Source organism: Pseudarthrobacter scleromae, from assembly GCF_014644515.1.
GTDB lineage: Bacteria > Actinomycetota > Actinomycetes > Actinomycetales > Micrococcaceae > Arthrobacter > Arthrobacter scleromae.
Genome location: NZ_BMKV01000006.1, coordinates 20,381 through 41,640 on the forward strand (window position 1 = coordinate 20,381; position 21,260 = coordinate 41,640).

The 21,260-nt window shown below is 67.9% G+C and carries 20 protein-coding genes; 10 read left to right on the forward strand and 10 right to left on the reverse strand.

The window, feature by feature from the left end:
• Positions 1-16 precede the first annotated feature (16 nt).
• The gene (gene yczE, locus IEX33_RS15810) at positions 17-673 is read right to left on the reverse strand and encodes a membrane protein YczE (RefSeq protein WP_229675422.1); all 657 of its coding nucleotides are present in this window, start codon (positions 671-673) and stop codon (positions 17-19) included.
• 58 nt (positions 674-731) lie between these two features.
• On the opposite strand from yczE, the gene yczR reads away from it, so the two are divergent.
• Positions 732-2,270 carry a MocR-like transcription factor YczR gene (yczR, locus tag IEX33_RS15815; RefSeq protein ID WP_188732020.1) on the forward strand — a complete coding sequence of 513 codons (1,539 nt, stop codon included), beginning with the start codon at positions 732-734 and terminating at the stop codon, positions 2,268-2,270.
• 43 nt (positions 2,271-2,313) lie between these two features.
• On the opposite strand, the gene IEX33_RS15820 is transcribed toward yczR, so the two are convergent.
• The gene (locus tag IEX33_RS15820) at positions 2,314-3,006 is read right to left on the reverse strand and encodes an SRPBCC family protein (protein WP_188731801.1); all 693 of its coding nucleotides are present in this window, start codon (positions 3,004-3,006) and stop codon (positions 2,314-2,316) included.
• Positions 2,999-3,628, reverse strand: a complete 630-nt coding sequence (locus IEX33_RS15825; RefSeq protein ID WP_188731803.1) for a winged helix-turn-helix domain-containing protein — start codon at positions 3,626-3,628, stop codon at positions 2,999-3,001. The genes IEX33_RS15820 and IEX33_RS15825 overlap by 8 nt, the downstream gene beginning before the upstream one ends.
• A gap of 180 nt (positions 3,629-3,808) precedes the next feature.
• On the opposite strand from IEX33_RS15825, the gene IEX33_RS15830 reads away from it, so the two are divergent.
• The 4 genes from IEX33_RS15830 to IEX33_RS15840 all read left to right on the forward strand — a co-directional run bounded on the left by IEX33_RS15830 (position 3,809) and on the right by IEX33_RS15840 (position 5,972).
• Positions 3,809-4,792: an RluA family pseudouridine synthase gene (locus IEX33_RS15830; RefSeq protein ID WP_188732021.1), complete on the forward strand. Its 984-nt coding sequence runs from the start codon at positions 3,809-3,811 to the stop codon at positions 4,790-4,792.
• Between the two features lie 75 nt (positions 4,793-4,867).
• A complete protein-coding gene (locus IEX33_RS19395; protein ID WP_229675423.1) occupies positions 4,868-5,062 on the forward strand; it encodes a hypothetical protein in 195 nt (64 codons plus the stop codon).
• Between the two features lie 72 nt (positions 5,063-5,134).
• On the forward strand, positions 5,135-5,305 hold the full coding sequence (locus IEX33_RS19400; RefSeq protein WP_229675424.1) for a hypothetical protein: 171 nt from the start codon (positions 5,135-5,137) through the stop codon (positions 5,303-5,305).
• 40 nt (positions 5,306-5,345) lie between these two features.
• The gene (locus IEX33_RS15840) at positions 5,346-5,972 is read left to right on the forward strand and encodes a DedA family protein (protein ID WP_188731805.1); all 627 of its coding nucleotides are present in this window, start codon (positions 5,346-5,348) and stop codon (positions 5,970-5,972) included.
• Positions 5,973-5,993: 21 nt separating this feature from the next.
• Here IEX33_RS15840 and IEX33_RS15845 read toward each other — a convergent pair whose 3' ends face one another.
• The 4 genes from IEX33_RS15845 to IEX33_RS15860 all read right to left on the reverse strand — a co-directional run bounded on the left by IEX33_RS15845 (position 5,994) and on the right by IEX33_RS15860 (position 10,626).
• Positions 5,994-6,299, reverse strand: a complete 306-nt coding sequence (locus tag IEX33_RS15845) for a hypothetical protein (protein WP_188731807.1) — start codon at positions 6,297-6,299, stop codon at positions 5,994-5,996.
• Between the two features lie 142 nt (positions 6,300-6,441).
• Positions 6,442-9,273, reverse strand: coding sequence for a phosphoenolpyruvate carboxylase (ppc, locus tag IEX33_RS15850; RefSeq protein WP_188731809.1), 2,832 nt, complete (start codon positions 9,271-9,273; stop codon positions 6,442-6,444).
• 112 nt (positions 9,274-9,385) lie between these two features.
• Positions 9,386-9,931, reverse strand: coding sequence for a hypothetical protein (locus IEX33_RS15855; RefSeq protein WP_188731811.1), 546 nt, complete (start codon positions 9,929-9,931; stop codon positions 9,386-9,388).
• 5 nt (positions 9,932-9,936) lie between these two features.
• On the reverse strand, positions 9,937-10,626 hold the full coding sequence (locus IEX33_RS15860; RefSeq protein WP_188731812.1) for an NADPH-dependent F420 reductase: 690 nt from the start codon (positions 10,624-10,626) through the stop codon (positions 9,937-9,939).
• A 181-nt stretch (positions 10,627-10,807) separates the two neighbouring features.
• On the opposite strand from IEX33_RS15860, the gene IEX33_RS15865 reads away from it, so the two are divergent.
• The gene (locus IEX33_RS15865) at positions 10,808-11,629 is read left to right on the forward strand and encodes a DUF1684 domain-containing protein (RefSeq protein WP_188731814.1); all 822 of its coding nucleotides are present in this window, start codon (positions 10,808-10,810) and stop codon (positions 11,627-11,629) included.
• 14 nt (positions 11,630-11,643) lie between these two features.
• On the opposite strand, the gene IEX33_RS15870 is transcribed toward IEX33_RS15865, so the two are convergent.
• Positions 11,644-12,879, reverse strand: coding sequence for an acyl-CoA dehydrogenase family protein (locus tag IEX33_RS15870; RefSeq protein ID WP_229675425.1), 1,236 nt, complete (start codon positions 12,877-12,879; stop codon positions 11,644-11,646).
• The gene (locus IEX33_RS15875; RefSeq protein ID WP_188731816.1) at positions 12,876-13,670 is read right to left on the reverse strand and encodes a 3-hydroxyacyl-CoA dehydrogenase; all 795 of its coding nucleotides are present in this window, start codon (positions 13,668-13,670) and stop codon (positions 12,876-12,878) included. Before IEX33_RS15875 ends, IEX33_RS15870 begins: the two co-directional genes overlap by 4 nt.
• Positions 13,671-13,804: 134 nt before the next feature.
• Between IEX33_RS15875 and IEX33_RS15880 the strand changes: the two genes are divergently transcribed.
• The 4 genes from IEX33_RS15880 to IEX33_RS15895 all read left to right on the forward strand — a co-directional run bounded on the left by IEX33_RS15880 (position 13,805) and on the right by IEX33_RS15895 (position 19,077).
• Entirely contained in the window at positions 13,805-15,109 is a 1,305-nt protein-coding gene (locus IEX33_RS15880; protein WP_188731818.1) for a glycoside hydrolase family 76 protein, read from the forward strand.
• A gap of 161 nt (positions 15,110-15,270) precedes the next feature.
• Positions 15,271-16,329, forward strand: coding sequence for an iron ABC transporter substrate-binding protein (locus tag IEX33_RS15885; RefSeq protein WP_188731820.1), 1,059 nt, complete (start codon positions 15,271-15,273; stop codon positions 16,327-16,329).
• A 4-nt stretch (positions 16,330-16,333) separates the two neighbouring features.
• Positions 16,334-17,923 carry an ABC transporter permease gene (locus IEX33_RS15890; protein ID WP_188731822.1) on the forward strand — a complete coding sequence of 530 codons (1,590 nt, stop codon included), beginning with the start codon at positions 16,334-16,336 and terminating at the stop codon, positions 17,921-17,923.
• Entirely contained in the window at positions 17,920-19,077 is a 1,158-nt protein-coding gene (locus IEX33_RS15895) for an ABC transporter ATP-binding protein (protein ID WP_181038171.1), read from the forward strand. Before IEX33_RS15890 ends, IEX33_RS15895 begins: the two co-directional genes overlap by 4 nt.
• An 86-nt stretch (positions 19,078-19,163) precedes the next feature.
• Here IEX33_RS15895 and IEX33_RS15900 read toward each other — a convergent pair whose 3' ends face one another.
• Positions 19,164-21,122, reverse strand: a complete 1,959-nt coding sequence (locus IEX33_RS15900; protein ID WP_188731824.1) for a glycoside hydrolase family 32 protein — start codon at positions 21,120-21,122, stop codon at positions 19,164-19,166.
• Between the last annotated feature and the right edge of the window lie 138 nt (positions 21,123-21,260).

A 21,260-nucleotide genomic window follows, 5' to 3' on the forward strand; every position in this document is an offset into this window, starting at 1 on the left:
GCCACCGTTTGGTGCCTCAGCTGTTGCCGGCCAGGGATGCCGGCGCAGGAGTTCCGGGGCTGCTGCCTCCCGGTGCAGCGATGCTTGCGCGGCGTGACGCCGGCACCATGAACAGCGGGAGCAGCAGCTGGACCAGGGGTCCGATGGCCAGGGCGTAGACCACAGTGCCCACGCCTACCGAGCCGCCCAGGAACCAGCCGACAGCCAGGACCATAACCTCGATCAGCGTGCGGGACCACCTGACGGACCAGCCGGTGCGCCTGGCCAGGCCCGTCATCAGCCCGTCGCGGGCGCCGGGACCAAACCGGGCACCGATGTAACAGGCTGAAGCGATGCCGTTCAGCAGCACCGCGCCGCCGAGCATGCAGATCTGCCCGCCCAGATGGGTCACGGCCGGAATCATGGCGAGGCCAATATCCGCGAACACGCCAACCAGGATGGCGTTGCACAATGTTCCGAAACCGGGCCACTGGCGCAGCGGAATCCACAGCAGAAGCACCAGGAAACTCACGATAATGACCACCACGCCGATACTGAGCCCTGTCCTGCCGGCCACGCCCTGGTGGAAGACGTCCCAAGGGTCCAGGCCCAGTCCTGCGCGGATGAACATGGCCAGCGAGACGCCGTACATGGCAAGGCCGGTAAAGAGCTGGAGGAGTCTGCGGGTTAACATAAAGACGACTCTGGCAGAAAACTGGCCTTGAATTACATAGCCAGTTTGAGATACTGGCCTGATGTCATCCCTCACCGCCTCCGGCCTCTCCCGTCTCCTGGGCGAATGGAACGCCGGCGCAACGCCCGGCTACCGCGAGCTGGCCGACGTCGTACGCCTGCTGGTGCTCGACGGCCGGGTGGCCCTGGACACTGCGCTGCCCAGCGAGCGCGCCCTGTCCGAAGCCCTGGGCGTCAGCCGGACCATGGTGACTGCCGCCTATGGGCTGCTCCGCGAGCAGGGCTTCCTGACCGGCGGCCAGGGCAGCAGGAGCCGGACGCGGATCCCGCGCCTCACCCCGGCAGGCACCACGCTCTTCACGGGACCGGCGCGGAACGATCCGGCACTGACCGCCCCCGGGCTCGCCGCTCCGGAAGGACTGATCGACCTCGCGTACGCCTCGCTTCCTGCCAGCGGCGAGGTGGTGCACCGTGCGTTCGCCGCCGCCCTCACCGAGCTGCCTGCCCTGCTCCCCGGCTTCGGCTACGACGCCTTGGGCCTGCTCCCGCTCCGCGAGGCAGTGGCGGCGCGGTACACGGCAGCCGGAGCGCCCACAACCGCCGGCCAGATCATGGTGACGTCGGGGGCGCAGCACGCCCTGAACATCATCCTCCGCGCCCTGGCCGGCAGGCAGGACCGCGTACTGGTGGAACACCCCAGCTACCCCAACGCCCTCGACGCCATCAGGGCTGCCGGCTGCAGGCCGGTCCCGGTGGCATTCTCCGCCGGTCCCGGGACAGGCACCCGCGGCGCCGGCGCGGACGGCGCCCGCGCCGGGGCTGCACAGGCGTGGGACATGGCAACCCTGCAGGCCGTCCTGCAACAGCAGCGGCCCCGGCTGGCCTACGCGGTGCCCGACTTCCACAATCCGACAGGCCAGCTGATGCCCGACATCCAACGCCGCCACCTGGTCCGGGCAGCTGCTGCCGCCGGAACGGTCCTGGTGGTGGACGAGACGCTGCGCGACCTTAACCTCGACGGCGCTGTGACCGCACCGGTCGCGGCGTTCAGTCCGGCAGTGGTGACCATCGGCTCGCTCAGCAAGTCCCATTGGGGCGGGCTGCGCACCGGCTGGATCAGGGCCTCGGAGGACCTGGTCCAACGGTTTGCCGCGGCCCGGACCTCACTTGATCTCGGCGGCCCCCTCATGGAACAGCTGGCCGCAGCGCACCTGGTCCGGGCCCTGGACGAGCCGCTGCCGGCACGGATTGCCGCCCTCCGGGACAGCCGCGCCGCCCTCCTGGAGCTCCTTGCCGGACACCTGCCGGAGTGGGAGACGGCCTACCCCTCCGGCGGACTGTCCGCATGGTGCCGGCTGCCCGCTCCCATCAGCACTGCGCTGACCGTCATCGCCCCCGACTTCGGGATCCGGCTGGCGGCCGGCCCGCGCTTCGGGATAGGCGGCGCCTTCGAGCGCTACCTCCGGGTGCCCTTTACCCTGCCGCCGGACAAGCTTGAAGCCGCGGTCCTGGCCCTGCGTTCAGCGCAGGACCGGCTCAAGGCCGCCCCGCAGCTCCGCCGGACCCTGAAGAGCGCCCCGGCCGTGGCCATTGCATGACCGGCGGAAGCCCCTGCCATGCCGGCCACTGCGTCCCCGGCTCCTACGCGTAGGCCTTTTCCAGGAAGCCGCCCCAGGCCTTGGCCGTGGCATCCGGGTCCCCGGTGCCGCTGAAATCGTGCACGGTCATCCCCACCGGAGCGCCCCAGGCGTTGCGGCCAAAGAAGCGATACATGGCGTCGGATGTGCGCAGGCCCAGGAAGTGCTCGTTGGAGAAGTCCACTTCCCCCGAAAGCCGGCCCACGCCGTCGAGCTCTAAATCCACCCGGGAACCCTGCCCGGCGGAGTCCACGCCCAGCGCCCTGCGGAGCCGCGCAAAGCCATCCGGAGCCTGGGACGCTGCCGGCGCCTGGATGTCCGTGAACACCACGGGCTGCCCGCCGAAGTACTTCAGGTACTGGCCCAGGGTGTGGAGGTAGAACTCGGTGTGGCGGCTGGCGCCGTCGTACTGCTCGTCCCAGTTGTCCGCGAAGATGCCGCTGTGGACATAGTGCAGGCGGGCGCGGCCGCCGTCGAGCGGTTCCAGCACATGCTCGAGCTGGTTGAACCAGCCGTCCGGGCCCTCTATACGGGAGACCAGGTGGGTGGGATATTCCTGGACGGTCTTGACGTCCGGCCACCCGTCCGTGGGGAACATCCACGCGGGCGTTCCGGTGGTCACAGCCTCCCAAACCCGCTCCGGCGTGCCCGGAAGTTCGGTGTCGTAGACGATTTCGAAGTTGCGGTTGTCAGTCATTGTCCTGCTCCTTGCCTGAAGGGGTTTCTGTAGGGTCTTTCGCCGGCTTGAGAACGGGGTGCAGCGCCACCACCAGCCGGTGCCGGCGCCCGCGGGGGGCGTCGCCGTCGTGGTATTTGTCCACCAGCCGGGTGACCGCCACGCCGAGCTCTTCGGCGAATGCTGCGCGGTCGGCCGCGGTCCGGAACGTGACTTCACCGTCCACAGCGAACGTGGCCAGTTTCTGGCGGGCAGCGGCCGCACCGGCGATCAGCTTTCCCATCTCCTGGACCATGCGGCCCGCAAGCGCCAGCAGCCAGAATGCCGAAAAATGGCTGGAAAACCGGCCCGGGTCCGGGGACACCGAGGCCAGTGCCTGGGGTGAGATCAGGTAGGACGACGCTGTGGCCTGGAGGATGCGTTCGGTCATGTTGCCCTTGCGCCGCTCCTCCACCAGCTCCACCAGGCCGTGCTTTTCCAGGGCCTTGAGGTGGTAGTTGACCTTCTGCCGCGGCAGGCCCACCCGCACCGCGAGCTGGGTTGCCGAGGCCGGCTGCACCAGTTCGCGAAGGATCCGGGTACGGATCGGATCCAGCGACGCCTCGGCCGCGGCGGGATCCTCGATGACGGCTATCTCCAACATGCTTCAAGTATCGCTACCGACAATTTTTATTGTCAAGAACTTTTTTGTCGTCGGTGCCGAGTACGCCGGAACGGTGCACGTTCGCCGGAAGCTTCCGGCGACCCCGCATGGTTCCGGCGAATTCGGCGACCGGGGGCAGCCGCCAGGGGCGGCAGGACCCGCCGGTAGAATGGTCCGGTGATGCAATCCCCCCTTCCCGTGCGCGACGGCGTCAACGCCACCCGGCTGCGCCTCCCCGGAGAGGGCCCCTGGGACACGGCCATGGACTACATGATGCACCGCTGGGGACACATCGACCCCCAGGGCATCGAGGACAGGTTCGACGCCGGCGAGATCGTTGGCGAGGGCGGGGTGCCACTGGACCGCGCCACTCCCCTGCAGGACCACACGTTCATCTGGTACTACCGCAGCCTCCCGCCCGAGACGCGGATTCCGGTGGAGATCACCATCCTCCACCAGGACGAGCACCTGCTGGTGGTGGACAAGCCGCACTTCCTGCCCACCACCCCCGGCGGCACCTACATCCAGGAGTCGGCGCTGGTCCGGCTGCGCAACCAGCTGGAGCTGCCGGACCTGATCCCCATGCACCGGCTGGACCGCATGACGGCCGGGGTCCTGCTGTTCTCCACCAATCCCCGGACCCGCGGCAAGTACCAGGTCCTCTTCGAGAAGCGGCAGGTCCAGAAGGACTACGAGTGCGTGTCCGCCGCCGACCCCGCGGAGGGCTATCCCGCCGTCGACTTCCCGGTGGTGGTCCGCAACCGGATGACCAAGTCGCGCAGCTACCTGCTCGCCGAAGTCATCGACGGCGAACCGAACGCGGAAACGCGGATCGAGCGCCTGGAAACGTTCGACGGCGGCGCTGCGCCGGGTGCGGCGGGCACCCCTGCCGCGGCACCGGACAGTCCCCGGCGGCTGGCCCGGTACCGGCTCGAGCCGCATACCGGAAAGACGCACCAGCTGCGGGTGCACATGGCGTCGTTGGGGCTGGGCATCGTCAACGACGCCTTCTACCCGGACCTGCTGGACAAGGCTCCGGACGACTACACCCGGCCCCTCCAGCTCCTGGCCCGCGGCATCCGGTTCGTGGATCCCATGAGCGGCAAACCCGTGGAGTACCGCAGCGGGCTGGACCTCAGCGAGGCACGCCCGGGCCAGGCCTGATCCGCCGTCGCCCTCGGGATGGCCGGTGCGGACAGGACTATCCTGGGGATACCTGGGGCAAGGCAAGGAACCATCATGGACGCGTTGGCCTGGATCCCGGCCGACCGCACCGCCGCCAGGGCCGCCTACGCCGCCGCGGGCCTTGGCGCAGTGGGGGTATCCACCCTCGGCGCCATGTATGCAGTGGAAGTACCCCGCAACGGCCCCTACGTCTTCGGCACCATCAATGACGCAACAGATGCCCTGTTCAACCTGGCGGCCATCCCGTGATCCTGCAGGTGCACCGGCGGCTACCCGCGGAACCTCGCCCGGCTGGGACAGGCCATCGGAGGCACGCTGCTGGTGGCGCTGCCGGTGGCCGGACTGACCTGGGCGGAGCAGCTTCCCCGCTGGGTCCGCTACGGCATCGGCGGAGCAGGAGTCGCGGCCGGAGCAGCCGCCTGGGTCGCCTGGCCCTACTGGTACTTCCGGGCGGGGCAGCACCTCAGCCGATCACCGAACTCCGAACCGTAAGGGCAGGGCCGGCCGGCCGAATCTGCGGTACGTTGTGGCCATGGACTTCGGCAACGCTGAGAGCTGGGGGTCGGCGATCTATTTCTGGATCATCCCCGTGGTCCTCGGCGACGCCATTTTTCCCCTGATCCCCTCCGAGATGGTGGTGATCACCGGCGGCGCCCTGTCCGCGGACGGCCGGACCAATGTTTTCCTGGTGGGTTTCCTCTCCGCCCTGGCGTCCTGGGTCGGCGACATGGTGGTTTTCCAGCTCTTCCGGCGCCGGCTGAGCCACGTGCTGGACCGCTGGGCGTGGGGCCGCCGGATCCACCGCGGGATCCATGACGCCATCGCCCGGGCCGGCCGCTCCTCCACGTACGGGACCATCATCGGCGCCAGGTTCATCCCGGGCGGCCGCCTTGCCACCTCTGCCGCGGCAGGCATCGCCAATGTCGCCGTCCGGGGCTTCAGCCTGTGCGCAGGGATAGGGGCGGTGCTCTGGGCCTGCTGGCTGGTGGGCCTTGGCTACTTCACCGGCTCGGCCACAGGGCTTCCGTTCTGGGCCAGCTCCCTCATCGGCGTGGTGCTCGGCCTGGTGGTGGGGGCCGCCGTCGGCGTTATTGCCACGCGCCGGCGCGGAAATCCGTCCCCCGTGGAGGAACCCGGCCCACTGGCTCCCGAAGCCTGAAGCGCCGTCTTACACTGGCCGCTAAACCGGCGTCCAGCGGCCGCGGCTGCGGCGCAGAACCGTCAGGGTTCCGGTCAGGGCCACGCGTTCGACGGCGTCACGCATCATGGCTGCCGAATCCCGCGCCTGCCGGTTCTCGCCGCTGTATTCTGTGGCGTCAACGAGGAAGCGCAGGTTCAGCTGCGGCACTCCCCCGGCAAGCTGCAGCTGGTGCGCCTCCACATGGTGCCGGGTCCCCAGGGCTTCCACCGCGGTGTCCATGACGGCCTCGGGCGGGTTGCCCGGCCGCAGCCCGGTGATTTTCAGTCGGGTCTGGAAGGAAGGCATGCCCTCCAGCCTATCCCGGCGGCTTCCCTGTCCCCCAAGCCCCTTCAACGCTCTCTCACTTTCTGCAGGGAAACCGCCAACGCTCTCTCACCGGTGCGTGAGCGTTGGGGAAAAACCGGCATTAGGTGAGAGAGCGTCGGGGTTAGCCGGTGTTGCGGAGGCCGGCCGCTACACCGTTGACGGTGATGAGCATGGCGCGCTGCAGCCGTTCGTCGATCTCCGCGCCGGTGATGCCGTCTGCTTTTTCAGCGGCTTCGGCAGCTTCGGCCCGGACACGGCGCAGCAGCTCCACCTGGAGGTAGCTGATGGGATCCAGGTACTGGTCCCGTATTTCCAACGAGCGCTTCAGCGTGGGCTGGGCGTCCAGGAGCAGGTTCTCACCCGTCAGGTTCTGCACCTCGGCCACGGTGAGCTCGTATTCCTCGCGGATGGCCCGGAAGATGTGGTGGAGCTCTTCGGGGACCAGGGTGGAGACGTAGTATCCGGCGATGTCCAGGTCAGTCTTGGCCAGGGTCATTTCCACGTTGGAGAGCACCGACCGGAAGAAGTTCCAGTTCTCCCACATCTCCACCAGCTGCGCGGTGTTGCCTGCCTCGCGGGCGGCCTTGAGGCCGGAGCCAACGCCGAACCAGCCGGGCACGATCTGGCGTGACTGCGTCCAGCCGAACACCCAGGGTATGGCCCGCAGCCCGCCGAGTCCCGCGCCGGAGTCCGGGCGCTTGGACGGGCGGGAGCCGATGTTCAGGGAGCCCAGCTGCTCCACCGGGGTGGAGGCCATGAAGTAGGCGGGCAGGTCCGGATGGTCGATCAGCTTGCGGTACCGGTCGAAAGCGGCGTCGGAGATGGTCTCCATGACGTGCCCGTACCGTTCCCGCTGGTCCGCGGAGGTGCGCGGATCACGGTGGAGGGCCGAGCCCTGCAGCACGGCGGCGAGCGACAGTTCCAGGTTTTCGCGGGCGAGTTCAGGCAGCGAATACTTGTCCGAGATGACCTCGCCCTGCTCGGTGAACTTGATTTCGCCTTCCAGGACGCCGTTGGGCTGGGCCAGGATGGCGTCGTAGGTGGGTCCGCCGCCGCGGCCCACGGATCCGCCGCGGCCGTGGAACAGGCGCACGCGCACGCCGTGCTTGGCGGCGATGTCGCGCAGCTTGCGCTGGGTCTTGTGGATCTCCCACTGGCTGGTCATCACGCCGGATTCCTTGTTGGAGTCCGAGTAGCCCAGCATGACCTCCTGCACGTCGCCGCGGAGGCGCACGAGTTCCCGGTAGGAGGGATCGGACAGCAGCTGGTCCACGATTTCGGCCGAGGCCCGCAGCTCCTCCACGGTCTCCAGCAGCGGCGCGAAGCCGATCTTGGCGTAGGGCTTCTCCCCGAAGAGGTTTACCAGGCCGGCCTCACGGGCCAGGACGGCGGCGGCAAGAACGTCGTCGGCGCCGCGGGTCATGGAGATGATGTAGGTCTCGATGACGTCCGGGCCGTAAGCGCGCAGGGCGCGGCGGATCTCACGGAAGACGTCGTACGTGCCGTCGGCGGCGCCGTCGAGCTTGATGGGGTGTCCGGACAGCGGCCGGCGCGAGGCGAGCTCGGAGCCGAGCACCTCGAGCCGCTGCCCGCGGCTGAGTTCCGCGTACCGCACGCCCGGCCCGCCCAGCCGGTCCATCAGCTGGCCGACGGCGTCATGGTGGTGGTCTGCGTGTTCGCGGATGTCCAGGGTGGCCAGGTGGAGTCCAAAGGAGGCAATGGCGCGGCGGACCCGGGCGAGCGCGCCGTCCGCAGCCAACGACGCCGAGTGGTTCCGGAGCGAGAGTTCCACAAGTTCAAGGTCCGCAAGGAGTTCGCCGGTTCCGCTGTAGTCGCGGCCGTGCTCGTGGTTGGAGTTTGCAGCCACCCGCTTGCCCGTGTTGATCAGCTTGGCTTTGACGCAGGTGAGCTTCAGCCGGTAGGGCTCCTGGGCATTGAGCTCCAGGACGCGCTTGTCCAGGCCGGGCAGTTTCTTCAGGTCCGCCTCGATGGAGTCCAGCAGCTCCTGGTCCGCGCTGGCGAGCGCGGTGGAATTGGACAGGATGGAGATCAGTTCATCGATCATGCCGATGCTGATCCGGACCGCATGCTGGTTCTGGATCTGCAGGATCTCGCGGGTGACTGCCGCGGTGACGTTGGGGTTGCCGTCGCGGTCGCCGCCGATCCAGGAGCCGAAGCGGATGGGCGCTTCCTGCGAGGCAAGGGTCACGCCGTGCTCGCCGAGCAGTTCCGAGAGTTCGGTGAGCATCTCCGGCATGGCATCCGTCAGGATGCTGCTGAGGTAATAGATGGCGTTGCGGGCCTCGTCCACCGGCGTGGGCCGGACCTGGCGGAGTTCGTCGGTCTGCCACATCTGGTCGATGATCTCGGCCAGCTGCCGGTCCTGGCGGCGCCGGGCGGTGGTGCCCTCGGCGCTGGGCTGGGCGAGGACGTCGGAGAGCTTGCGGATCTTGTCCAGCACCGAACGGCGCGAGGCTTCGGTGGGGTGCGCGGTGAAAATGGGGCGGACGTCCAGCCCGTTGACCACTTCCTGCAGCACACCGGAGCCCGCCTGCTCTGCGATGTCCGCTACGGTCTTGGCCAGCCAGCCGTCTTTTTCAGCGCGGGTCCGCAGGCCGCGCACCCGGTGGACCTGTTCCGCCGCGTTGGCGAGGTGGAAGTAGAAAGCGAAGGCACGGACCAGGTCGGTGGCCTGCTCGATGGGCAGTGAGCCCAGGAGTTCGCGGACCTGGGCGACGACGTCGTGTGCGCTCCACGGGCCGGTGGCATCGGCGCCGCCCCGGGCGGCTTCCTTGGACTCCTTGGTGAGGAGGCGGACCTGCTCCACCAGGTCAAGGAGTTCGGGACCGTGCTGGCGGACGAGCGATTCACCCAGCAGGGTGGACACGCGGCGGACGTCTGCCCTCAGTTCGGAGGCAAGATCGGTTTCGGGATTCGTTGCAGTGTGAGCCATGGAAACTATCTTTCGAGGGTTCGGACTTGGCTCGTACACTGCGCTGGATACTGTGAGCCACGTAACTAGCTAAAGATGCTACCCGCAGTGCGGCGCCGTGGGTGAATCCGTCTCAGATAATGTCGCGCACGGGGTAACCTACATGGCGTTTGACGTGGTCCAGCTCTTTCCGGAGCTGTTCAACTTCAGCCCGGTACGCGGTCAATTCCGCGGTTCGGCGCCGGGCAGCCCTGGCACCGGCCGCCATGGCCACCAGTGCCAGCGGCACGGAAAGCGCCAGGGCCCAGCCCGCGGCAGCAAAGAACTCCAATGCCACCGGCAGGGCGGAGCGGAAGTCCACAAACTCGTTGACGCCGTCGGCCACGCCGCCCAGCATCCCTTCCAGCGGTTCCAGGAACTGCCCCACCATGGGTGCATCGGAAAGCGGGGGCGGGCTCAGCCGGGACTCCCGGTCACCGCCCCAGCGGCCGTCCCCCAGGTGGTTCAGGACGTAGATCCCGGCGCCCGCGCTGGCGGCCATGAACACCAGTGCTGCGGCCAAACCTGCAAGGTGGGGCCGCCGCGGCCGCCACAGGAGGGCCGCCAGGCCGGCTGCGGCGGCGGCGATCCAGGTCACGGCCCTCAGCCACTCGGTACTGACTCCCGCAAGTATGTCCACGGCACCTATTCAACCGCGCGGACCACCTTGATGTTGAAATTGGGTGTGCCCAGGGCGGAGTAGAGGCGCAGCCAGAGCGGCAGCAGCATCTCGGCGCCGCGGGCCGTGGTGATGTCGCCCAGGTCGATCACATCGCGGTGGCCCAGCTCCTCCAGCAAACCCTTGACCACCGCCTTTGCGTCCGCATCATCCCCTGACAGGAAGACGGAATGGTCCCCGTCCGCAAGCCGGCGCGGGTCCACCATCAGTCCGGCGTTCATCGTGTTGAGGGTCTTCACAACCCGCGCGCCGGGGAAGGCCCGCTGGATCCGCTCGGCGAGGCTGTCCGTGTTCACTGGGTTCAGCACCGGCGGCATGCCCCGGGAGAAATCCAGGGGGTTGGAAACGTCCATCAGCACTTTGCCGGCGAGCCGTGCTGCCCCGACCGACCCCAGCGCCTTCAGCCCTCCCGCGCCGTTCGTAGCATTAACCACCAGCTCAGCGGCCTCCGCAGCCTCCGCGAACGTCGTCAGCGGGATGTGGCGGTTCGCGGCATGCCACTCGCTGAACGCAGGCGCACCCATCCTGTCCGGCCCGGTCCTGGCGGACGTGGCGCCTGGATCCCGCGTTCCGATGTCCGCGTCATGCCCCAGCGCAGTGAATGCCCCCGCGAGGGTCCGTCCCACCATGCCTGTGCCAAGCACCGCGATCTTCATGGCCTCCCCCTCTGGAAAGCAGACAGTTTGGAAGTGGTGTGAAAAGCAGGTGCGGGGGCCGTGAAGCAACCGGTCCTGCTGGTTCCGAGGGTACTCCCCGGCCCGGACAAGGCAAGCGCCGGAATGAACAACGGCGCGGAGCGGTTGTAGCCGGGGCAAACCGAAACGCTTGAAAGGAACCATGGGCACCTTCCCGGCCGCCAAGGTGGAACGCTGGCAGCGCTTCCGCGACAACCGCAACAAGGCCCTCGCCGCCCGCCACGGCTGGCTCACCCTCACCTCGTTCCAGTGGCTGGAGGACTCTCCTGCCGCCGTCGAACTGGCACCCGGCCTCTGGTCAACGGATGGTACGACGGCGTCACTCACCGCGGCGCCCGCGGATGGGCTGTCCCTGGTTGAGTCAGGGGACGCTGTGGCCGGGACCATCACGGCGGCCCTTGCCGATGAGGAGTCCCTGATGTGGGTGCAGTTCGGCGGCCCCGGCGGGGACCAGGTGGTGGTGGAACTGGCCAGGCGGGCCGGGCGCTACGCCATCCGGACCCGGGACGCGGCCTCGCCGGTTCTCACGGAATTCACCGGCGTCCCCACCTACGGATACAAACCGGAGTGGGAGGTGGCGGGCCGGTTCGAGCCGTACCCCGAGCCCGTGGATGTTCCCATCGCCACTGCCAACCCCCTGGTGGACGGCGTCCACCGGACCGTGGGTGAGGTGGTGTTCCATGTTCCCGGCAGCGGGCACGAGTTCCGGCTGCAGGCGGAAGAGGAGAAGCTCGGGGCGCTGACCGTCACGTTCCATGACGAAACCAACGGGGAATCCACGGATGACTGGCGGAAGCTCGCCGTGCCCCGCCCGCGCCCGGACCATTCCGTGGTCCTGGACTTCAACCGCGCCATCAACTATCCCAGCGCGTTCACCCCCTACGGCACATGCCCCATGCCCGTGAAGAACAACTCGCTGGACGTGCGCGTGGAGGCGGGCGAGAAGCTGCCCTCCTCCGATTGAGGTGGTTGGCTGGGTCAGGCGATGGCTGACATTCCGGTAACAGCGCGGCCCGCGATCAAGGTGTTGATCTCGAAGGACCCTTCGTACGTGTAGATCGCTTCGGCATCGGAGAAAATCTTCGCCATCCGGTAGTCGGTGACAATGCCGTTGCCACCCAGGATGGACCGGCCCAGGGCCACCGTCTCCCGCATCCGTGCGCTCACGTACGACTTCGCGAGTGCCACCTGCGGCATGTCCGCGGCGCCTACGTCCTGCAGCCGGGCTAGCCCGGCCATCATCCCCATACCGGCCACGGCGTTGCCCAGCATGGTCACCAGCTGCTGCTGGATGAGCTGGAACTGGGCCAGCGGCCGGCCGAACTGATGCCGCTCCACGGCGTACTGCCGGGCGACGTCAAAGGCGGCAAGCTGCTGGCCCACGGCCTGCCACGCCACCATGATTCGTGAACCCCGCAGCAGCTCCCTGGTGTCGGCGAAACTGCTGATATTCGCGAACCGGTTTGCCTCTGGCACGTGGACATCCGCCAGGACAATGTCCGCATTCTGCACCGTCCGCAGTGCGATCTTGTTGTCGATCCGGGTCCGGCTGACGCCCGGCAGGGTGGCATCCACAATAAAACCGCGCACGGACCCGTCAGCCTCGTCGCGGGCCCACACCAGCATGTAGTCGCAGAACGTCCCGTTGCCTATCCAGCGCTTTGCCCCGTTCAGCACCCAGGCGTCGCCGCCGTCGTCCGGCTCTCCGGTGGCCGACGAGATCCGCCGCGCCCGCGTCTCAATCCCGCCGGCAACGTCCGAACCGTGGTTCGGTTCGGTGAGGGCAAACGCACCGGTGATGCGCAGGCTGGAGGCGTCGGCCAGCAGCCGCCGCTTCTGGTCCTCACTGCCGAAGTCGTGGAGCGACTGGACGAACAGGTCGTGGTGGACCATAAAGAACGTGGCGATCGACGTGTCCACGCGCGTCATCTCGGCGATGACCAGGCCGGCGAACAGATGGCTGTAGCCGCGCTCAGCGGGAGTGCTCAGTTCCAGGGCAGCCAGTTTGGGCAGGATGTGCGCCGGGAACTCGGCCTTGTTCCACCAGTCCCCCGCATAGGGGGCGATCTCCGCCGCGAGGAACTCCCGAAGCTCGGCAAGCTTGTCCCGTTCCTTCTGGTCCAGCAGGGATTCAAAATCAAAGAAGTCCGCTGAGGGCAGGTCCGGCATGCTGTCCCGGGGTGTTTCGGTCCCCGCCCTGTCAGCCCCCATCATTTCGGTCCCATCCGGATGGCCCCGTCAAGGCGGATGGTCTCTCCGTTCAGCATGGCGTTCTCCACGATGTGCGCCACGAGGGCCGCGTACTCGCCGGGTTTGCCGAGCCGGGAGGGATGCGGCACCTGCGCTCCCAGGGAATCCTGGGCTTCCTGCGGCAGCCCGGCCATCATGGGCGTCTCAAAGATGCCGGGCGCGATGGTGACCACGCGCACCAGCGAGCGCGCCAGCTCCCGGGCAATCGGCAGGGTCATGGCTGCCACGGCGCCCTTGGACGCCGCGTAGGCGGGCTGGCCGATCTGCCCCTCAAAGGCGGCAACGGAGGCGGTGTTGACAATCACGCCGCGCTCCGGGCCGCCCAGTTCCGTAACGGCCGGCTGCGTGGCCACCATCGCCGCCGCTGCCAGCCGCAGGACGTTGAAGGTGCCCACCAGGTTCACCTGGATGACGCGGTTGAACGCCTCGAGCGGAAGCACACCATCCCTGCCCAGGACCTTCCCGGGGGTGGCGATCCCGGCGCAGTTCACCACAATGCGCAGCGGCCCCAGGCTGGCGGCGGTGTCGACGGCGGCCTGCACCTGGGCTTCGTTCGTCACGTCTGCGGGGGAAAAGACGGCGGTCCGCCCTTGAGTCCGGGACGCATTGAGCTCTTCTGCCAGGGCGGCGCCGCCGGAGGACGGGAGGTCGACCAGCACCACGGAAGCGCCGTCGCGGAACAGCCGCCGGGCAGTAGCCGCCCCCAAGCCGGAGGCTCCCCCGGTCACCAGTGCAATAGCGCCTTTGACGTCCATACATCCTCCTTGATGCGGGCCCGCAGCGGCTGGCGGCCGCCCGGTGTTAGTTAGTGAATGTTAACTGAAATACCGGTAACCCGCACCAGCGGCCGGCCGGTACCGGCCGGGGAACGCGCGTTAGGGTGGAAAGCATGACCCGCCTGGACCCCGCCCCCGCCCGCCAGGACCCGTTCCGCTGGGACGCTAGAGCCAACCGGGCTGCACAGTCCGTAACCGCGCTCTTCGGGCGGAGGCTGTTCTTCCTGCCGGGCACCCACCTGGGGGCCGTGAAATGGCCTTCCCCCGCATGGCACAAGGACCCCAAGGGAACGGTGGCAGGCCCCTGGCATTACTGGTGGCAGGCACATTATGTTGACTGCCTGGTTGATGCGGGACGGCGGGAACTGGCCAACGGCGCCACGCCGGCCGCCAGGTTCAACGGCCCCGGACACCCCAGTGCCGGTCGCCTGGCTTCCCGGCTGGTTACGGGAATCCGCCTGCGCAACGCCTTCACCTTCGTCAACAGCTATTACGACGACATGGCCTGGCTGGCGCTCGCCACCCACCGGCTCGACACCCTCGCCGGGGAGGCGCGCAGGCGCGGCCGCCGGCGCAACGCCCGCGTCCGCAGGTCCCTTACCCTCCAGTTCGAGGCCGCCTGCACAGGTGACCTGAACGGCGGCGCCTTCTGGAGCAAGAAACGGGATTTCAAGAACACCCCGGCCTCGGCGCCCATAGCGCTCCACTTCGCCCGGACCGGCCACCCGCAGAAAGCCCGGGCGCTGCTGGACTGGCTGGACGCCACCCTTTTCGACCCGGACCAGGGCCTGTACTTGGACGGCGCACGACTTGGCCCGGCCGGGGAAGTGCTGGTGGAACGCACGGTCTACACCTACAACCAGGGCCCCGTGCTGGGCGCCCTCCTGGAAATGGGCGGGGAGGCAGACCTTGCCCGGGCAGCAATGGTGGTGGACGCGGTGGACCGGCTGCTTACAGTCCCATCCCCCACCGGACAGCCACAGGCTCCTTCACCGGCGCATACGGCCGGCGGCGCGCCATCCACCGGTGCCGTGGCCAGCAGCCCCATGACCAGCAGCGGGGGCCGGGTGCTGCGCTGCGAGGGATCGGGCGACGGCGGCCTGTTCACCGGCATCCTGTGCCGCTACCTCGCCCTCGCCGCTGCCGACGGCCGGCTTCCCGCGCAGACCCGCACCACCGCCGGCCGGCTGGTGGCAGAAACGGCTGGGGCCTTCTGGTCCGGAAGGCGCACCGTGCAGGCAGGTGAGGCTGCGGACACGGGCCACGGCGCCATCGTTTTCTCCCAGCACGCCGCGCAACCGGCGGGCGAAACGTACCCGCCGGGGGCCGTCGTCGAACTTTCCACCCAGCTGCAGGCGTGGATGGTCCTGGAGGCCGCGGCAACCCTGCCCGGCAGCGCCGGCGACGCCGGTAATTAGGACACGCAATAGTTCTGTAATTGTTGTGACCCTCGTCACTTAAAGCGCTTTCTGGTTTGTTGCTTAGGTTTGCCTACCCTACAGTTCCAAGCGTGGGCATCCTTCCCCGACGCCCAACAGGACCCCGTCCGCCCGACGTTTCCCCAGAAAGCAGTCCCCCCATGAAGATCCGCAACAGCGCCCTGGCAGGCCTCGCACTCGCCGCCACCGCAGCACTTGGACTGACCGCCTGCGGCGGCAGCACCACCCCCGCAGCCACTGGCTCGTCCGACGCCTCCGCTGGTGCGGGCAACGGCGAAATCACCGTGTACAACGCACAGCACGAGAGCCTGACCAAGGAATGGATCGATGGCTTCACCGCCGAGACCGGCATCAAGGTGACCATGCGCCAGGGCTCGGACACCGAGCTCTCCAACCAGATCATCCAGGAAGGCGCAGCATCCCCGGCTGACGTGTTCCTGACGGAGAACTCCCCGGCCATGACCCAGGTGGAGAACGCCGACCTGTTTGCGGACGTGGACGAAGCCACCATCGCGCAGGTGCCTGAAGAGTTCCGCCCGTCCACCGGCAAGTGGACCGGCATCGCTGCCCGCTCCACCGTCCTGGTCTATGACAAGAACAAGCTGACCGAAGACCAGCTGCCCACGTCCATGCTGGACCTGGCCAACCCGGAGTGGAAGGGCAAGTGGGCTGCCTCCCCGTCCGGCGCCGACTTCCAGGCCATCGTCTCGGCACTCCTGGAGCTCAAGGGCGAGGCCGCCACGGAGGAATGGCTCAAGGGCATGAAGGAAAACTTCACGGCCTACAAGGGCAACAGCACAGCCATGAAGGCCGTCAACGCCGGCGAAGTTGATGCCGCGCTGATCTACCACTACTACTACTACGGCGATCAGGCCAAGACCGGCGAGAACTCCAACAACGTCACCCCGTACTACTTCAAGAACCAGGATCCGGGCGCGTTCGTGTCCGTATCCGGCGGCGGTGTGCTGAAGACCTCCAAGAACCAGGAAGCTGCCCAGGAGTTCCTGAAGTACGTCACCGGCAAAAAGGGCCAGGAAATCCTGAAGGACGGCACCTCCTTCGAGTACGCCATCGCCTCCGACGTTCCCGCGAACGAGAAGCTCGTTCCCATCGCAGAGCTGCAGGCTCCCACCGTGGATCCTGCCAAGCTGAACTCGGAGAAGGTCACCGAACTGATGACCTCGGCAGGACTCCTCTGATTTCGTGACTCCTGATCTATCGGCTCCCCCACGGGGGAGCACGACGACGGCGGGCCGGGGCAACAGCCCCCGCCCGCCTTTCGGCGTTTCTGCGGTGTCCGCCCTGGCGGTGCTGATTGCCCTGTTTTCGGTCGTCCCGCTGGGCTACGTGGTCTACATGACCATGGCAACGGGCTGGGACACCGCCGTCGAACTCATCTTCCGGCCGCGCGTGGCCGAACTGCTGCTGAACACCGTCCTGCTGATGGTCTTCACCGTCCCGCTGTGCCTGGTCCTGGGGGTTGCAGGCGCCTGGCTCGTGGAACGCACAACGCTGCGGGGCGCGCGGGCGTGGGCCGTGCTGCTGGCTGCGCCGCTGGCCATCCCGGCGTTCGTCAACAGTTACGCCTGGGTTTCCGCCATTCCTTCCCTGGGCGGCCTGGGCTCTGGCGTCCTGATTGCCACCCTGTCCTACTTCCCGCTGGTCTACATTCCCGCCGCCGCAGCCCTCAGCCGGCTGGACCCGGCCATTGAGCAGTCCGCGGCCGCGCTGGGCCTCGGAGCCTGGCGCACCTTCTTCCGGGTGGTCCTCCCCCAGCTCCGCATCGCCATGACCGGCGGCGCGCTCCTGGTTGCCCTGCACCTGCTGGCCGAGTACGGGGCATTCGCCATGATCCGCTTCGATACGTTCACCACGGCGATCATGGTCCAGTACCAGTCGACCTTCAACGGGGCGGCAGGGAATATGCTCGCCAGCGTGCTGGTGTTTTTCTGCCTCCTCCTGCTGCTGGCCGAGGTCCGGAGCCGCGGTACTGCACGGTATGCACGCATCGGTCCCGGAGCGCAGGCCAAGGCGCTGCGCCTGCCGCTGCACGTGTACCAGCTTCCGGCTCAGGCGTTCCTGCTGGCGCTCACGGCACTGGCTTTCGGCCTGCCCCTGTTCTTTGTGCTGCGCTGGGTGGCTTCCGGCGGAACGGCAGCCTGGGCTGCGGACGAGTTTCTTCCAGCGCTGCTCACAACGCTCGGCTACGGCCTGGCGGGCGCCCTTGCCACCACCGTGGTGGCGTTCCCCATGGCCTATCTTGCTGTCCGCCATCCCGGCTGGTTCAGCAAGTCGCTGGAGCTCTCCAACTACATCACCAGCTCACTGCCCGGAATCGTGGTGGGCCTGGCTTTCGTCACAGTGAGCATCCGGGTGGTCCCCGGGATCTACCAGACCGCAGGGGTGCTGGTGGCGGCGTACGTGCTGCTGTTCCTGCCCCGCGCCCTGGTCAACCTCCGGGCCGGCCTGGCACAGGCGCCCAAGGAACTGGACGAGGCGGCGCGGGCACTGGGCAAGCCGCCGCTGGTGTCCTTCATCAGGGTCACCCTGCGGCTGACGGCGCCCGCAGCGGCGGGCGGCGCGGCGCTGGTGTTCCTGGCCATCGCCAATGAGCTCACCGCCACCCTGCTGCTGTCCCCCAACGGAACGCGCACCCTGGCCACCGAATTCTGGAGTAAGAGCAGCGAAATCGACTACGCCGGCGCCGCGCCGTATGCGCTGTTGATGATCCTGCTCTCCGCACCTATGACGTACCTCCTCTTCCAGCAGTCCAAGAAAGTAGCCGGACAGTGACAGAACAAGCCCCTTCCAGGTTGCCGGAGCCGCGGGTGGCACCGTCCGTGGCACCCACCACGAACAGCCACCTGGAGATCACCGACGTCACCAAGAACTTCGGCAACCAGGCCGTCCTGAAGGGCGTCAACCTTTCCGTGGCCAGGGGCGGAACCACAGCCATTGTGGGACCCTCCGGATCGGGCAAGACCACCCTGCTGCGGCTGATTGCCGGGTTTGAGCACCCGGACACGGGCAGCATCGCGCTGAACGGCGCCAAGGTGGCGGGCGACGGCGTGTGGGTGCCGGCCCACAAACGGCACATTGGGTACGTGGCGCAGGACGGCGCCCTGTTCCCTCACCTGAGCGTGGGGAAGAACATCGCGTTCGGGCTGGACCAGGACCGCCTGCCGGGCGGCCGGCGGGCAGTGGCCGAACGGATCAGTGAGTTGCTGGAGATGGTGTCCCTTGACCCGGCCATGGCCAAGCGCCGCCCGCACCAGCTGTCCGGCGGCCAGCAGCAGCGGGTTGCCCTGGCGCGGGCCCTGGCGCGCGAGCCGGAACTGATGCTCCTGGATGAGCCTTTCTCAGCACTCGATGCCGGACTCAGGGTGGCCACCCGCCGTGCCGTAGCCAAGGTCCTGAACGAGGCGGGGGTCACCACCATCCTGGTCACCCACGACCAGGCCGAGGCATTGTCCTTCGCGGACCAGGTGGCCGTGATGCGCGGCGGCAAGCTCGCCCAGATCGGGAACCCGTTCGTGGTGTACACCCGCCCCGCAGACCGTGCCACGGCGGAGTTCCTCGGAGACGCCGTCATCCTCGATGCCTGGCTTGAGGGCTCGCTGGCCACCTGTTCCCTGGGTGCCATCCCCGTCCGCAGGCCGCCGGCGCAGGGCCGCGTGCAGCTGATGCTGAGGCCGGAGCAGATCCGGATCGCCGAGGACGCAGCCATCCGCGGGGTGGTGGTGGACACGGACTACTTTGGTCCGGAAACCACTGTCCGGCTGAAGCTCTCGGTCCCGCCGCAGCTGGCATCCAGTCCGGACCACCGCTACCCCGGCGGCGGCGAGATCATCACCATCCGGCACTGGAACGCGTCCATCGCCCGCCCGGGCATGGAGCTGTGCCTGCGTGTGGTGGGTGAAGGCGTGGCATTCCCGCTCGATTCCTGAACAGGCTCGATCCCTGAACACGCTCAAATCCTGAGCAGCGGGCCTGCGCACAGGCGCAGGCCCGCGTTCGCCAGGGGACGGCCGGCTCAGCGGATGGCGGCAAGCGGCGTGACGGTGCCGCCCCTGATGCCCACGGCACCACCCGAAGCCGCAAGCCGGACATCCTTGGCCCCCGCCGGCGGGAAAACCAGCGACGTCAGCGTCTCGCGGCCGCCATCCACGAACACTTCCACGGAGGACCGGTCAATGTAGGCGGTCAGCTGAACCGTGTCCGCGTCGGTGTTGGCACTGGCCGAGCTCACCGTCCGGTAGCCCTCCGCCGGGCCGCCGGCAGCCTGCGCCACCGAATCCCCGTCCCGGACCACAAAGGCCTGCCCTGTCCCAAAGTCGTAGCCCACCGTGGCGTAGGCCTTGCCGCCGCTTTGCAGGAGGACGCGCGCTTCACCACTGCCGGATGCAGGCTTTTCCAGTTCCAGGTCCACCTTGAACGCACCGCTGTCGGGAGCCGGCAACGGCTCCCCCGTGCCTTCCTGGACAGTGGCGGCGGGGATCCGTTCCGGGCTTCCCTCCAAGGACTCCAGCGCCGGGGTGGGCGCCGAGGCCAAAACCGGACGCCCGCCGTCAGACACCAGCCGGATGTCACGCACCACGGAGGCCGCCCCGAACCACTCCCCGGTGGGCAATTCCCGGGCGTACGCCCAGTTGTTCATCCAGCCGATGGCGTGCCGCGAAGCCTTCCGCTGGCCGTCCGTCAGGCGCGGATCATCCCAGGTGACGGCGGCGTAGAAGTCAGTCCCGCCATCGAGCCACTGATGGCCGCCAGCGTCAGGTGCGAAGGTTTTCCCGTCCCAGCTTCCCGTCCAGTACGCCAGCCCCGTGGTGCGGCCTTCCCCGGAACCGTTGGCACTGGCGGCCAGCACCCACGTCCGTTTGGACGGGTCGCCGTCGACGTCCAGCTGGAAGAAGTCCGGGCACTCAAGGATGCCAAGTCCGTCGCGCTCAAAAGCCGAAACATAGGTCCAGGCTTTGAGGTCCGGGGACGTGTAGAAGCCGATTTTGTGGCCTTCGGCCAGCAGCATCAGCCACTGGTTGTTGGCGTCATCGCGGACAATGCGGGGATCCCGCCAGTGTTCTTCGCCCGGGTTGTCCATCACCGGATTATCCGCATAGTTCCGGAAGCTGTAGCCGTTGTCCGTGGAGTAGAACAGTGACTGACGCTGGACGCCTTCATGCTGCTGGGTGAGGACCGCGATCACGGCTCCCTTGCCGAATCCTGCGGTGCCCTCCGTATCCACCACTGCTGTGCCGGTCTCGATATCGCCGAGCCCGTTACGGAACTTCTCAATGGCCACGCCCTCGTTTTTCCAGTTGACCAGGTCGGTGCTGGTGGCGTGGAACCACTCGGTGCCGTTGCCCTCCGGGTAATCGGCGTTGTACAGGTAGTAATAGTGCCACTGGCCGTCCAGGAAAAAAGGCTTCTGGGGATCGTTCATCCAGCGCTGGTCCGGGGTGAGGTGGTAGGCGGGGCGGTACTCCCCCGCGGGCGGCTCGAAGCGGTCCGCAGCCGGCTCGGGCCACGTCCGGTCCACGCCGAGGTCAGCCAGCAGGGCATCGCGTGCCTCGGCGCTGATGCAGTCAGGAAGGCGCGCCGCAGCAGCATCCTCAACCGTGTCCGGGGCCGCGCTGCTTCGCAGGAAAACCTTGCCGTCCACGCGCGTTCCGGCCAGCCAGCCCGCACCGCATTCAATGCTCCGCACATCCTCCGCACCCTCAGCGTCGAGTGATCGCCCACGGTCCACAAGCGTGGAGTCGCCGCCCTCCAGCCACAGCGTCGCGTAGCTGCCCGTGGCATCCCTGGCCGTTGCCTGCGCCGACGCAACACCGTCCAAAACACGGCCGGCAACGGCGGCCGGCCCCGTCCGGACGTTGCCGGCAAGCACCAGGGAAACCACCAGGACCAGGGCAGCGGCCACGGCGGCCACCACCCAGATCAGGGGCCGGCGTTTAAGGTCAGGGAGTACAGGTCCGAGGATTTTTCGGGGCATGGTTTTCGATCCGTCGCTGAACGCACAAGTGCCGCTCCCCAGCAGGGGAACGGCACCAGCGCAAGTGAACCGTCAATTTTACAGGCATGTCCGGCGGGAACCCAACCGGGCACGGATTCCCGGATCCATTGCCCGCGC